Raw genomic sequence first — 15,603 nt, 5'->3', positions numbered from 1 at the left:
GATGTCAAATTTTGTTCAGCTCTTTGTAAAAAATTTAGTCGATAGCGCTATCGAGCGAGCAACGACAAACTTTTATGACAATGTTGATTTATTCTGTAATAAGCTTTATGCATTTGGTGAATTTCGCGTATTTGTTTCGGCTTCACCAGGGCGAGGTCATCAGGCAAGCACCGTTAATTTCATGATGCGCTTAATGGAGAAAATATTAGTTGTCACTAAAAAGCCTATTGCAAATGTTATCGTTACCTATGATCCTGGCACACAAGGTAATTTAACGGTTGATAAACTCGCCGTTCTTATACCGGGCTTTAATCCAAGTAAGCCAACTGATCCGGTGACAATTAATGGAACAAAAATCAGCTTTATTGCATTAAAACCAGCAACTAATGGATTTCAGAAAATTTCTTTGGCAAAAACTTCCTTTGGTATCAGTGGTGGAACGGATCAAGGTTCAATTAATTATGCTTATCCCTTAAATGTTTCACAATTTTTAATGGTACAACCTTTCCAGTGGCCAACCACAAATGGTATATGGAGTTTTCCTGCTGACGAATCAAAACCGAATGATTTAGTAAATCTGGAAAGCTTTTTAGAATCGACTAATCCACTAGTTGATGGCTTAACTTTTTGTGCACTACGTGGACTGTATACTAATTTTCCCCAGGTAAATGACGCTTTTTGGGAAAGTTTTAGTCAGTCTCCACAAAAGGCAAGTCTTGATACCTACCGCAATATTCTAACATTAATTAGTGCCAACAAATGTAACTTTTCACCATTTTACGGTATTAGCACTAACGATATCGCCGCGTTTAGTTTAAATATTTTGTTTAACTATATTACCAGTCTTTTTATTGCCAAAGAACTCAACCCAGAAAACAGCCGTTTAAAATTGCCAGTAGTCATTGCGGTAATGGATAATCCAACCAATGTTAGTTACCAAAAATTAGAAAGCTATTTTTCTGGTGAAGATACAACAACCTTTAATGAAACTCAAAATGCATTTATCAAAAAACATTTAACCGGCAAAGTTGTAATTGCAGACATTACCAACTTTACCACTGAATATGCAAAAATTAGTGCACAAGGCGGCTGTCTTATTTTAAAAATGGGATCATTGCCGGTCGATGCTTTTAATTATTTTTACTCTATCGCTTCAATTCCGTCAATTCTAGAGGGAAAAGGAACATTAAATTATGCAATTAATGTTGGTACACCCTATTTACAAATGAATACAGCATCAGGCGCCAAAAAACCTATTAACTTTCGAGGTAAAGGAAAGGAAAAAAAGCTTTTCAGTACACCGATTTATCCCAACTTTCCTTTAACTACAGATAAAATACTTGTCGAACAGTCTTCCTTTATGTGGTCATGCACCAATAGTTTAAAAACCGATATAAAAACTATGATTGATGGTCAGGCAAAAGTTCTGGGAGATATGATTGAACTCATGGTACAAACTATCAATGGCAATACACCATTGACCGATTACTTTACCCAACTAAGTTTATTTTTTCATGACGAAGTGAATGACAAAGCATTTCGTGCTATGGCTTACACCTTCATTAAACACTTTCCGGCTTCTATGGATATCGATTCTCATTTATTGGAGAAAGCATCCCATGACAACTAAATCTGTAAAACCCATAGCACCTTCTAAAAAGGGAACAACCACTATTGGTGGTGATGGTTTAATCAAGCAACTTTATGACAAACTGCTGGCCAATGTTACCGGAACGACTCTGAATTTAATTCCAGGTGCGATCAGCAATGGCAATATTGTTACTTACCTAAATATGTTGGTGGCTAATAGTTTAAAAATCGATAATGTTGTCATTGTACTGGCTAAAGATGAGTCAAAAATTTCCATCGCGGGTACCAGCAGTGCATTTGGATTTGAAAGCAAGATCAATTCATTATGCTTTACTCTGCAAAACAATCAATATTTAATGGATCTTGATGCCTCAATTTCGAGTGGAACCTGGGAGCTGGACGGTGTCAATTGGTTTGCCATTTCGCAGCCCGGCTTTACAATTCAAGCCAGTGATGATGGTACTGTGAATAGTGCATCCATGAATGGAATTATTGACGCAGGAAAAACGCTGGCGGTAACGGCAAGTTTTCCAGGTAGTGGGCAACAATTTATACTCACCGGCAGTTTTGCAGAGAATTACCCTAATATAGCAAATTTTTTCAGTTTACTAGGTGGTGTCAATATCGTTGGAACGATGCCTGCACCATTTAATACGTTTGATGATATCGGCCTGCAAAATATCGGTATTATTTATGATCTTCAAAATAAAAACCTATCACAAATTAATGTAACGCTCGCAGCCGATCCAGATAAAACATGGAATCCAATTCCTCAGCTAACAGTTACCGGATTAGAATTTTTTGCGACGGTTAACAACCCAGGAAATACACAATCGCGTTCAACCGCTATTGTTATTACTGGTAATTTTTCTATTGGTAAAGCTTCGCAAAATAATTTACAAATCAGTGTTTACCTACCTACATTTAGTGCAACTGCGACACTTTCCGAAGGCACCGTTCAGTTAACCGATTTAGTCAATGTATTTTTACCGGGCTTTTCAATTGATTTAAAATCTGAAATATCGGCGTTAAATATTGATATTGCCCCGGCGGAAAAAAATTATGATTTAAGCTGTCAAATCGAAACAGACTGGCAGTTTATTAATATCAATAATTCACTGATATTTACTTTAACCCAAATTAAAATGGCGGCCAGTAGGCAACAAGGTTTAAATAAAGCCACTCTTGCCGGTCTTTTTCACATTGGTCCTCAATCGGGTGGGCTCGACTTAAGTTGCGGTGTTAACTACCAAGGCACCGAGGAAGGCTGGCAATTTGGTGCAAGTACCTTGCCGGACCAGCAAATAGAATTAATCCCGCTACTCAACTCGGTATTTAAGGCACTAACGGTTCCTTTACCTTCCTTTGTCAGTAACGGGGGTAGCGCCCTTTCAATATCAAATATTTTATTTCAAGCAACTATTCCACCATCGATTTCAAGTGTAAAAAAATCTTATCGTGTAATCGGTACAACCGACTGGCAACTGGTTTATCAAAGCTTTAGTGCGTCTCTGCAAGCAACCGTCGATGTGACCTATCAAAATGAAACTTTCAATGGAAAAATTTCAGGAGTAGTCGATTTATTAGGTTTAACCTTTCAGGCCGGATATGTCTTCGATACAGCCGCAGGTAGCAAAGAATTATATTTACAATGGAAGCAAATTCGAGCTGACTATACTGAAGATAGCAAACAAAGTGTCATTACCTTAACGATTCAAAATGAAACTTTAGGTGGAATGCTGAGTTCTTTAATTCAAAGTATTGATAGAAACTTTAAATTATCATCACCCTGGAGTTTGCTCAACAGTATTCATCTCGATAATTTATCACTAAAATACATCAAGCAAAAGTCTGACAGCAGTGTTAAATTTGAATTAGTTTATGCTGGAAAAATCGATCTCGGCTTTCTAAATATTGATAATATCACATTAACCAAAGATAGCGGCGGTGTCTTTCTTGGTTTTGAAGGCCAGTTTTTAGGTCTGACGATTACCGCAGATGATCCAACAACTCAAGCATTGGCAGGTAAAGGCAGTAATGTTCAACAAATGCCTGCTGTACCGGGCATGGGTAGTCAGTTTTTTGATCTCAAGTTTCTGGGCATGGGACAACATATACAACTGGCAAGTAGCCAGAATATTGATTCCATCAGTCAAGCAATTGATGATATGTCAGGTGCTTTTAAAGATACTAATAATCAACCCAATACGATTCCCGTTAAAGCCAGTGGCGGCGCCTTAATTTTTAATCAAAACAGTAACTGGCTAATTGGTGCTAATTTTGTTGTTGCCAAGTTTTATAATCTGGCTTTTGTATTTAATGATCCTAATCTTTATGGTTTATTAATTAGTATCAGTAAAGATGCAAAATTTCTGGCGAATCTTCAATTTGAAATTTTGTATAAAAAAATTAATGATTCCATTGGCGTTTATCAAATAGAACTGCAATTACCCGAGGCTTATCGTCAACTTGAGTTTGGCGAAGTTTCCATCACACTACCTAACATTGGATTTAAAATTTATACCAATGGAAATTTTTATATCGATATTGGCTGGCCTAAAAGTATTAGCGACTTTTCTCGCTCATTTACCGTTCAAGTTTTTCCTTTTCTTGGTTCAGGTGGGTTTTATTTTGGTTATCTTAGTGGCGCAACAGCAACTAACTTACCGGCAACGGGCAATAGAGGCGTGTTTAACCCAGTTATCGAAGCCGGTATTGCACTTAATCTTGGTGTCGGAAAAACCATTAACAAAGGGATACTTAGTGCCGGTCTTTCATTAACTGCAGTTGGTATATTTCAAGGAACCTTTGCAACTTATACACCTAACCCAAATTTACCAGCCCCATTAAATAAAGAGATCGATCATTATTATAAATTTCAGGGCACATTGGCGTTGGTTGGTCGAATTTATGGACAAGTTAACTTTGCCATCATATCGGCCAGTTTTGACATCACGGCTTATATTTCCGCCACTCTGGTTGTCGAATCTTATATGTCGATTCCTATTTCTTTTGAAGCAGGTGTCAGCGTCAGTTTAAGCGTCCGCATAAATCTTGGCCTCTTTAAAATTACGATTCATTTAAGCTTTCATACAACAATTCAGGCAGCGTTTACCATTGGACACGATCATCCACAAGATTCTCTTTGGTATAAGGCCAGCCATTTGTCATCAAAAGCATTTTTAATGAATTTTGCTGAGCCGGATTTAGCCAGTGAGCCAGTCATGTTAAATTGGCAACCAATTACAATTGATGATTCAAATATCAGCTATGGATTAGATCTTTATTTTTCACCCCATTTAACTATTTCGGGTGAATCTTATAATGGTCTCAATAAGGGAGCACAATATGTTGGTATGTTGTATTTAAATACCGGTAGTAATGTGTTTAACAATACTGAATATGGCATGACGGCCATTGCCAAGGGGGTACTTTATTGGGTCATTAATGCGGTCATTGGTGCTCAACAAGCAAATACCACATTAAGTTGGATACAAAGCCAAACCATCACTGATGACCAATTAAAACTGCTTTTAACTTACTTCGAAACTCGCCCCGACAATGAGGCACCATTTAATTATTTAAATCAGAATAATCATGATATTCAGAATTTCTTGAAGCAATTCTTTAGCATTTCAATAACATCAGTAAATGATGCTCAATCTCAAGATTTATCGGCCAGCGTATTTCCAATTTTTCCTGAACTACAAATGCAAACGGAATTTAATCAAACCAAAGGGCCTTTAATTAATTTTGCGACACAATCAATGACAGGTAATACCGGCTATATCGCTACTTTGAGCAATATTCTAGCTAATCTGGCCGTCGATTATGAAAGTCAGCTTACTGCCAATTATTATGCTAACAGCGGTGATATTCCGATTAAAAATCCAGACTATCAGCAGCAACCCGATCTTTCTATGCCAACAGTAATACTGACTGATTTTGTTGCTTTAATTGCAAAGCAGGTTTTACAAACTGCTATTGATTATCTGACAGCAAAAGGTGAGGCAACATCGACGGTTAAAGCATTGGTTGACGGTGCAATAACGACCGAAAATAGTCAACAGCTAAGCGGTATGGCTTCGAGATTTATGCTACATGGAATGCGCTTACCAGTACCGCCCGATGCCAATACTGGTGAACTACAACCACTTTATGTATTAACAGGACAACAGATTGCAATACCCGATAGTATTAAAACCAGCGATCAATACCAGCTCAATTTAATCAATTCACAAGCAGACTGGATAAAACTCACTAATGCGACAAATAACCAATTATCAGTCACGATTGACAGTAACGAAATTCAGCGAATAATTGATACAGCAACAATCAAATTAGCACCATCTATTCAAGCCAGTTATCCCAAAGCAATTAATAATTGCAATATTACCCCTCAAAATTTTTCACTTGGTGGGGAAGCTATTTGGAACTATCCGGGAGAGCTGGTTAGTGGTTCAAACAACTCTCCGATAATTTGGAAAATGCCGCCTAATTTTATTGATGCCATGAATGAAAATATGGGACAAGCCATTCAGGTTGATTTACAAACACTAACTCGACAAGGTGATAAAACCATTAGAGGAAAAGTGACGAACTTGCTCTGGTCAACGAATATTAGTGTTAATGTGAGACGTTTAAGTGCCCAAGATTTAACGAATACGCCATTATCTGCCAATATTTATGATTTAATTGGTGCCAACGATGCCAGCATTGATCTGCTGGAAAAAATGCTCAGTTATATTAATTTGTTAACCGCTCGCGGCACCAATGTTAATCAGCGTTTTTTTAAGCAAATACAATTTTTAATGAAACCCGATCCAACACAAGGTCAAGCGGGTTATGTTTCTTCTGAAAATGGTCAGTTGAGTAGTGCAATTATTAAAGCAAACTTGTCAACAGAAACCAATCCACCGCCACCGTCAATGCTATTACTAGCGGTGAGTGAAGAATCCAGTGAACCACAATTTAATACATTAAATTCACCCGCAGAATTTATTACCCAACTTTGGGAATGTAGTATCGTTCGGTCGGGCGGTTTTTATTTTTATTATGAAACCGATGATAATAAAGGTTTACCTGATTACTTATTTAATGAAAACGGTATAGCAGAAGTTCAAATTGTTATCACCCTGCAAGACTTTGTGGCACAACCTTTTATCAACAGCGTTGTTACGCTCGACAAGCTCGACCCTTCTAAAACAGCGGTATTTGCTCAATCACCTGAAATAACAATTCCTGTGCCAACTATTCCTACAGGCAGTGTTGGTTATGAGTTAGTGCGCGAAAATCCGGGAGACTATAATCCTCAGTCACTGCCGCCGAGTAAAGAGGAAGATCAAATATATTTACAAAATCAATTTAATTTACTCGGTATTAGTTTGCCTTCGGTTGAAGTCTATAAAAATTACTTACCTGATGGCCCAACTAATCCAATGACAGATGAAGAAATTGCTAAAAGTCAGGCTGGCGAAGAACCAACCGGCGATCCACAAGGTCCTTGGAATTATTCAGCAGTTATTCCTTATTATAAGTTTATCCAAACGGAGCAGAGTTATAGTGGATTTCCAAATCCATATTTGGGGATTGGTAAAACAGTTGAAATGCAGCTCAACTGGCAAGATATGTTTGGGAATATTCCAGATAATGATGTTGCATATGTTCCGGTCAGTATGGATATTTTATATACCGATCAATTGATTGCGTTATCCCAATGGCCGTCATTATCCAGCTATTATTTATTTGAAACCAATCCAACAACGAATTTACCTCAGGTTGTTATCAATTTTTATTTTACAACCTCTCGGTATGACACAGGTGATGCTGGCGCAATTAATCAGGCAAAAATTGATTTACAAACCTACATTCAACTCGCTTATCAATTACAAAGCAGCAGCATCAATATGTATTTTCAAAGTTCAATTGATGGTTCACAAAAATCGCCAGAAGGCAGCCAACGTCAAATTGATATTAATCAACTGTTAACTCAGCTAATAAAACCCATTATTACCTATTTACAGACGATCGCAGACGGACAGGCAGCTCCCAATCCCAGCGGTATACCTTCACCTTACCAGATTACTGATGATGTAACACCAACCAGTATTGCTAGCTATGCCGACTCTATTCCGCTAAATGTCAGTCTGTCATTACAACGTACTGACAACATTGATCCACAATTTGCCGATGCGCCAGGCGTCAGTAGCGCACAAACACTTTTAAAACCACAGTCGCAGTCAAAGCCTGCATCAAATGGTGCAAATCAGGCACAAACAGCAAATCAATTATCACTCACTGCATTTGCATCCGAGTTTGAAAATGCATTTAAAGATCAACCGACTGCTGGCATTCAACTCAAAGTGGCAACTGCCAGTGATTTATCCAGTAACGGCAGTCAAAACACGCATCCTTTGTGGTTTGTACGTTTTGATTCACAAGGACAATCCGGTATTCGTTACACCTTTGATAACAGCCAGGTTTATTTTTGCTCACCCATTCCACTTGCGACCAGCCTGATTTCACTGACTACAACCGTACAAAGTTATCAAACCGGACAACCGTTTCCCGTTGATGGTGCTGAAGTTAAAAAATCATTTTCTAATATTGATTTAGAGAACTGGGGAAAACAATTTTTAGAAGCGGTCGATAATTTACTAGCGCCAGGTTTTGCCGTTCCATTGTTTTTATTAAATAATGGAGAGCAGTTAAAACAAATTTTAAATGATAAAGAAGCCCTGGCCGAAGCAATAGAAGGCACCATTGATTTCATTATAACACCAGCACAATCAACAGCGGCCAATATTGAAAATGCGCAAGAGAAATGGAAACAGCAAATGCTGATTCAATTGTCGAATGCTTATCGGTATACCACTTCAGTGCAAACACCAACAACCATATGCTCCTCGTGGCAGGGTTCAAATAATGAGCCGCCACAAAGTCCTTACATACCCAGGTTGTATGGCAATATGATGGGGGAAGATCCTGCAGTGTCGCAAAGTGATGCCAGTACCGAATATTCACTGTCAACGGCTAAGCTGCCAATGGCGCAAGGTGACTCTTGGCTTACCTATTTATTTGAAGCGAAGGATACACCCGAATATCGAAAATTTGATTTTAGTAATATGCAGTATCAAGTCAGTCACCTTGAACAGCAAATTGAAACGGTAGCGGGAATTGAAGGTTATCTGGCTTCAACTTGGCTAACCTTTGTTATACCTTTGGCGCCATCGATGGGGAATGTGGGGAAAGTTTCTATTCCGGTCCCGCTGCGCTCTTATCCAACACCACCATCAGTCACTGCACAAAATGCCATTTACCCAACAGTCTCTCCCATCACAACACTGACCGAAGCTCGCCAATGGAACTTTGGATATAATTATGTCAACTCCGTTGCCGCTCAGGATTCAATCGAACTAAAAGTTGAGCTGAATGTCCCAGAGAATTATCAATCGCCTCATCAGAAATCGGTATCATCATTGAGCGCTCTCGATCAACAACTGGCTCAATTTGTCAGTGTTTATCCAGCGATTGAAAAAGACTTACAAATTTATCTGACTCAGCTGACTGCAAAAGATGTGAAAGACCAAACCACCATTTATACCAACGCACGCTTTGCGGTCGAAGCATTTAGCAGTATCATCAGCAGTGTCGCAACGGCTTGGGGTCAATGGAACCAGGTCAATCCAAGGAAAAAGTCGATGCTTGCAGAAGGACTTCAAATGCAAGCCAATGAAGGGCCTGTAGAATTAAACTATCAGGTGAGCGAAGTACAATCTGCCACTAGTCCAAATCTACAAATTCAAGTTACGCCCATTGGTAATAACCCAATGAGCATCATGCCACAGGTTCAAATTAATGGTTATCAAACGAAGCCTGTCTCTGACTTAGCCAACACCTGGCAATACTTTAATCCTCAAACACAGCGCTACTTAACTTACGCTGACCGGAATAAAAATCCAAATCGCCAAGTGATTTTTGAAGATTTCGATATTTTAAATCTGCAAAATGCCTGGGGTGGCGCCTTAATCACACGTAATCTCGAATTACTACCGGCAACCAGTGGTAGCGGCTGGCAACCAACCAATAAACATTTTATTTATCAGACACCATTGGTTAAGTTTTACACTAAATTGTTAACATTACTCAACAGTAATACCACCTTGAACATCGCCGAAATTGGTACTAAAAATTATCCGGCTAAATCTGGTCGTTCATTGCAAGATAACATGAGTGCATTATTCGATGCATTAAGTGAAACAGTAGACTTTTCGACGCTGATGATTAAGCTGCATTGCGAATATACCTACTTGATTCCAGATACATCCTTACCGATTACGGTTCCGGTATTGTTAGTCACACCAACTGATTTGACTATTTCAGACAGAGGACAAAGTTTTGCCAGCGAGGTCAGTTCGACACTGACCGATTGGCTAAGCAGCAATATTCCGGGTCATCCAAATGGCAGGTTTAATTTTGGGCTAGATGTATTTTCTAATTTAGATGAAAATCGCGTAATATTTCAGCAAAAATTCCAGCTAGAATGTGATTTTTAAACAATAAGCATTGTCATTAACTGCATCAAATTGACGGGGTTCTGGATAAACCAGAACCTCTTTTAATCATAATCGTCTCGAAACAAACAATTATTTAATCATTAACTGCGTGCGTGTGGATATTTATCGAGCGCATCATCAATCACTAACCAGTCTGGCTGGCTGGCAGTATGAATATGATATTTAGGTGCCACCCGATTTGGATCATCTAAAGTGGCGCTGGCAATTGTGGTGAACTGAGGATAATCCTTATGTCGATAGGTTAAACTAGTACCACAATTTTCACAAAACCCTCTAAAAATATTATCTGACGATTGGTACTCCTTCACTTTACCTTCAAGCCATTGACAGTTTTCAGATTTAAAATCACACCAGGTTACAGCGACCGCGCCCACTGATTTTTGACAATCATGACAATGGCAATAATCACTATCGATTGCTTCTCCGGTAACAATATAGCGAATCGCACCGCAATGGCATCCACCACTCAAAATTTTATTCATTAGCTTATTGTGAGTTAAAGTATTTTCATTCGTTTGCGCTTTTTCAATCATCACTTACTCCTTATTCAACTCAATTACCGCTCAGAAGGTAAAACACCATCTCATTTATTTGAAGCTTTTATTATGAACTTTTAACCAGGATTTTTAAATATTAAGTAATTATTGTCATTTGTGCGCACAGAGTATTCATCGGTAAACTCACGCTTTAACCAGCCTCTGGTACACTTAATCATACAAGCTATGCTTAATATCGTTTATTATGTTGGCTTTAAAAAATCAAACTTATTCAAATAACTTCGTTGAACAAAGGTGATTGTGTGAGCGACTCCCGTCAAACGGCACAAATTCAACTGTCGAGCAAAGTAAATCAGCATATTTGGGTAGTGACACGCCCACTCGGCCAAGCCGATGCGCTTATTACGGCGCTCCAACAAGTAGGTCAACAATTGGGCATTGAACTTATCGTCTCTCACCAGCCTTTACTACAAATTGAAGCCTGTTCTTTTCAACTGCCCGATCTATCCAATATTGATGGCGTCATTGCCATTAGCCCCAATGCGGTAGCCCATTTTTTTAATTCGCCACTAGTCGATGGTAACTTCACGCCTCATACTGCCGACCAAGAGGTTTACGCCACGAGCAATACCGCCAAAGATAGCAAATCAATACCACTAGAAATCGCATACGAGTCATGCCAGCATGTCAAATACTGGCTAGCCGTTGGAGAAAAAACAGCAAGTTCGCTACAACAACATATTAGTCAATCAGTTATTTCTCCTTTACAAATGAATAGTGAGGGCTTACTTAATCTTCCTGAATTACAAGCGGTAGCCGGGCAATCCTGGTTAATTATTAAGGGTGTTGGTGGACGCAACACCCTGTCGCAAACCTTGCAACAAAGAGGCGCCAAAGTTCTTACGCTAGATGTCTATCAGCGAAAACTTCCCGACTTTACTTCTCAAAAAGCGATTATCGAACAACAAAAGCAACATCCTATCTGGATAGTGACAAGTTACGAAGCGCTGGAGAATCTTTATCGTATACTTGGACTATCCAGTGATTACCTGCATCGCACACCGATTGTGGTCAGTAGCGAGCGCCTAAAACAATTGGCGTTACAAAAAGGATTTACAATAGTTGCCGTATCTGCGGGCGCATCACACACACAATTGGTACAATGCGTAAAAGAATACCTTGAGTCGTACCTTGGAGAATAAGGTTTGGTTCAGAAACATAAAACAGATACAGCTAAACGATAATTTAGCGAATCTCGCCGCAATTGAATAACAACTTGGCGATAGAAACCCCAGCAGCAAACAGCTAACAAAGGGGGCGCAATTAATGCAATGAGTATTGAGGAAACAGGTTAAATGAACGACGATAAAAATAACCGAAACGACAAAAAGCCAGACAGCAAAAATGGTAACTCCAAGTCGTCCGACAAATCGAGAAAAAACGTCAGCAGTATTACTTTGCCGGAATCAAGTGATAGCCCAGCGACTACAACAACGGTTAAGCCAACTCAATCCAATCAATCGAATGTAACCGCAAAGCCAAATACATCTTCCGATAGTAAAGCCAGTATTCAGGCAAGTTCTCGAGAAAGTTCACAAGAAAGAGCTGAATCGGCCACCAAATCAACAACGCCATCAAATTCACAGACGACCACAACCCAAAGCAAAAATTCGCTATTTTCTGCCAAACCCGTACCCAAAATGACCACTAGTCGCCAATCCACCAGACGAGTCAAATTATTACCGGTTGCAGCCATCATATTGTCACTCCTGGCTTTACTCGGTATTGCTTGGTCAGCCTATCAACAATACTTTGTACAACAACAATGGGATGACATGCAAAGTCATGTAAAACAGCAACTAGACCTGCAACTTCAAAGCACGCAGCAGAGCCGATTGACGGCTCAAAAAAGCGCTAGACAAGCAACCAGCAATCAACGCCTGATTCAGCAACAAGCGCAATTAATTACCCAATTGACCGAATCATTAACAGCAACGCAAGAGAAAATCCGAGAACTATCTGGCCGTCGCCAACAAGATTGGTTATTAGCCGAAGCCGAATACTTCATTAAATTAGCAGAGCACAAAATTACGCTAGAAAAAGACAAAAGTACGGCTATTGCCCTATTAAAGACCGCAGATGATAAAATAAAGCAAATTGGTGATAACCGCTTACTTGAACTCAGACAACAACTAGCTGATGATATCGCCAATTTACAATTAATCATTGCTCCCGATTTTACTGGTATTGCAGCACAACTAGATGCCATTAGCGATAAAATCCCAGAACTTGCCATTACTGCTTTAGAGTATGCACCTATTAAGGATAAGTTGAGTCCTTCACAACCAACGGTTGAAAGTGATTTTTCATGGCAAAAACTCTACGATAAAATCAAACATGACTTTATTGAAATCAAAGAGCACGGACAACCTGTCATTCCTCTAATGACCCCTAAACAGCGTGCCAATTTGAATGCCAATATTCAGCTAGCACTGCAACAAGCGCAAATTTATATGCTACGCGGTGAACAAAAGCTCTATGAGCAACACTTGCAAAACGCCCAACAATGGATTAAAACTTATTTTGTCGATAGTCCAACAGCACCCTCTGAAAACTTGAGTATTTCACAACTCCTAGACACCTTAAGTCAGTTACAACAAACGCCCATTAACATCGACTTGCCGCGAGCCTTAAGTTCGCGCCAGACCATCCAAAATATTAATCAATCGAGACTCTATCAGTGGCTTGAACAAAATGGTGTTAATACATCGATCAAAGCAAATACCTCTACAACCTTGCCAGATACCAATATTCAAAATGCTGATGAAAAACAGACGACACAGCCAAAAACAGCCCCTGAAAATTCAGCGCAGACAGCTGAGCAAACGCTAACACAGGAGCAACAGTAATGAGACGAATATTACTCTTGTTAGCAACCGTATTAATTGGCGGAGTCGCAGGGTCATGGATAAAAAATCTGCCAGGTTTTGTGATTGTTGCTTATCAAACCACGACTTATGAAATGCGATTATGGGTCGCTGTTGCAATTAATTTTTTATTTATTCTGGTGCTGGCTCTTATTATTTATTTCGCCTATAAATTACTTAAAAATACGCGCAGATTTAAAGATTGGCGCGGTAATCGACATATTAAACGGGCAAGAAAATTAACGGTACAAGGCATGTTGGCCTTTAGCGAAGGTCGCTGGAAAGATGCCGAAGAAGCTATGGTCAATGCTGCTAAAACAGCCAATACCAAACTCATTAACTATTTGATTGCTGCGCAGGCAGCGCAACATCAAAATGCTGAAACCCGCCGTGATTATTATTTAAAGCAGGCTTCACAGGTTGAGCCCAATGCCAAAATAGCCATTGGTTTAACTCAGGCACAGCTACAAATTCAACACAACCAATACGAGCAAGCGCTCGCCAGTTTAACTCAGTTAAAAAGCAAAAACCCTAACCATCCCTATGTCTTAAAATTGCTATGCCAGCTATTTCGTAAATTACAGGAATGGGAGCAGTTGGTTAAGTTATTACCACAGTTAAAGAAACAGCAAATCTTGGATAACGAACAACTTGCCGCTATTGAAGAACAAGCCATTAACGGTTTATTATTTGCCAAAAGCCAAGCAGGTCAACTAGAAGAAATTCGTGATATCTGGCAAAACCTGCCTGCTTATTTACGAAAAAATAAAACCAACCAAATTAACTATGCGCGCTTATTAATCGACTTTCAACAAATGGAAGAAGCAGAAGCACTGTTGAAGCCAATTATCAAAAAATACGGTGACAACAATACAATTCACCTTTATGGTCAACTCAATACCATTGAGCCTGCCAGACAACTTAACTTTTTAGAAAGCTGGTATCAGGCAAACCATAATCCACCGGAAGTTATCTATCTGGCAATGGCAAAACTGGCTTATCGCGCTAATCTTTGGGGCAAGGCCCGTCAGTTTTTAGACAGAGCAATTGTTGCCCAGCCCACGCCTGAGGTCTACTTGTTCATGGCAAAAACGCTGACCAAGCTCAATGATCAAGTCAATGCACAGCAATACTATCAACAAGGATTAGAACTGAGCATTTTACCGCGCGAAGCAACCAACCAGTTAACACTTGAAAAAGGCAGTGATGATTTAATCAATGCGGGTTTATTGCCTCGCTTTAAACAACCTGACTCAATTTCAGTTACAGGCTCATCACCAGTTTCTTGATCGCCGACAAGTGTCGGCGACTGATTTCAACCAGCTCATCACATCCTTGTATAGTGACATAGGTGTGGCCGTCGGCATTTTTTTGAATGCCGGTAATATATTTTCTGGCAACCAAAGCGTTTCGATGTACACGAGCAAACTTATCTTCAAATTCATGTTGCAAATCTTTCAGTGTATCTTCAATAATTGTTTCGCCTTGGGTGTATTTAACCGTGACATACTTTTGGTCTGCACGAAAAAAATAAATATCGTTAATAGGTATTAATTTAATATTGCCACTAATTTTTGCTGTTATATTTTTTCGCTGTTGTGGCTGTGCCTTGATTGCCATCATTTGCACTTGGTTTAACTGGTTTGCGCGTAATAATGAAGATTCCAGTTTTTCGGCACGAACCGGTTTTAGTAAATAATCAACCGCATGAACTTTGAACGCTTCGAGTGCGTATTCATCATATGCCGTAGTAAAAATTATGGCGGGCACTTTATCTAACTGACTTAGATGTTGTGCGGTTTCTAATCCGTCAATGCCCGGCATTCTAATATCGAGCAACACCACATCGGGTGAGTTCTTTTCACATTGTTGTATGGCCTGTTCACCATTGTTGGCCAGTTCAACATCTGTCACCAAATCAATTTGCTTGAGCAATTGTTGTAAACGCTGTTGAGCCAGAGGTTCATCATCAACAACTAAAACTTTCATGTTATTCCTCTTATGTAACACACT

The 15,603-nt window shown here is 39.3% G+C and carries 7 protein-coding genes; 5 read left to right on the top strand and 2 right to left on the bottom strand.

All coding sequences use genetic code 11. From position 1 onward, the window contains the following. Position 1 precedes the first annotated feature (1 nt). A complete protein-coding gene (locus tag ABVT42_RS09250) occupies positions 2-1,630 on the top strand; it encodes a hypothetical protein (RefSeq protein ID WP_353874602.1) in 1,629 nt (542 codons plus the stop codon). Further along, a complete protein-coding gene (locus ABVT42_RS09245) occupies positions 1,620-10,145 on the top strand; it encodes a hypothetical protein (protein ID WP_353874603.1) in 8,526 nt (2,841 codons plus the stop codon). Before ABVT42_RS09250 ends, ABVT42_RS09245 begins: the two co-directional genes overlap by 11 nt. A gap of 101 nt (positions 10,146-10,246) precedes the next feature. On the opposite strand, the gene ABVT42_RS09240 is transcribed toward ABVT42_RS09245, so the two are convergent. Beyond that, complete coding sequence (locus ABVT42_RS09240; protein WP_353874604.1) at positions 10,247-10,699, bottom strand: GFA family protein; 453 nt, start codon at positions 10,697-10,699, stop codon at positions 10,247-10,249. Between the two features lie 266 nt (positions 10,700-10,965). On the opposite strand from ABVT42_RS09240, the gene ABVT42_RS09235 reads away from it, so the two are divergent. The 3 genes from ABVT42_RS09235 (at position 10,966) to ABVT42_RS09225 (ending at position 14,879) form a co-directional block, all read left to right on the top strand. After that, positions 10,966-11,865, top strand: coding sequence for a uroporphyrinogen-III synthase (locus tag ABVT42_RS09235; RefSeq protein ID WP_353874605.1), 900 nt, complete (start codon positions 10,966-10,968; stop codon positions 11,863-11,865). A gap of 153 nt (positions 11,866-12,018) precedes the next feature. Then, positions 12,019-13,572 (top strand): uroporphyrinogen-III C-methyltransferase, encoded by a 1,554-nt coding sequence (locus ABVT42_RS09230; RefSeq protein ID WP_353874606.1) that lies wholly within the window; start codon positions 12,019-12,021, stop codon positions 13,570-13,572. Continuing rightward, the gene (locus ABVT42_RS09225) at positions 13,572-14,879 is read left to right on the top strand and encodes a heme biosynthesis HemY N-terminal domain-containing protein (protein ID WP_353895576.1); all 1,308 of its coding nucleotides are present in this window, start codon (positions 13,572-13,574) and stop codon (positions 14,877-14,879) included. Before ABVT42_RS09230 ends, ABVT42_RS09225 begins: the two co-directional genes overlap by 1 nt. Here ABVT42_RS09225 and ABVT42_RS09220 read toward each other — a convergent pair. Continuing rightward, positions 14,854-15,579, bottom strand: coding sequence for a LytR/AlgR family response regulator transcription factor (locus tag ABVT42_RS09220; protein ID WP_353895577.1), 726 nt, complete (start codon positions 15,577-15,579; stop codon positions 14,854-14,856). The two genes, ABVT42_RS09225 and ABVT42_RS09220, sit on opposite strands and share 26 nt — an antisense overlap. Positions 15,580-15,603: the final 24 nt, after the last annotated feature.

The sequence above is a fragment of the Aliikangiella maris genome (assembly GCF_040719265.1).
GTDB lineage: Bacteria > Pseudomonadota > Gammaproteobacteria > Enterobacterales > Kangiellaceae > Aliikangiella > Aliikangiella maris.
The sequence above is the reverse complement of the archived record's forward strand: the minus strand, read 5'-3'. Positions and strand labels throughout refer to the sequence as shown.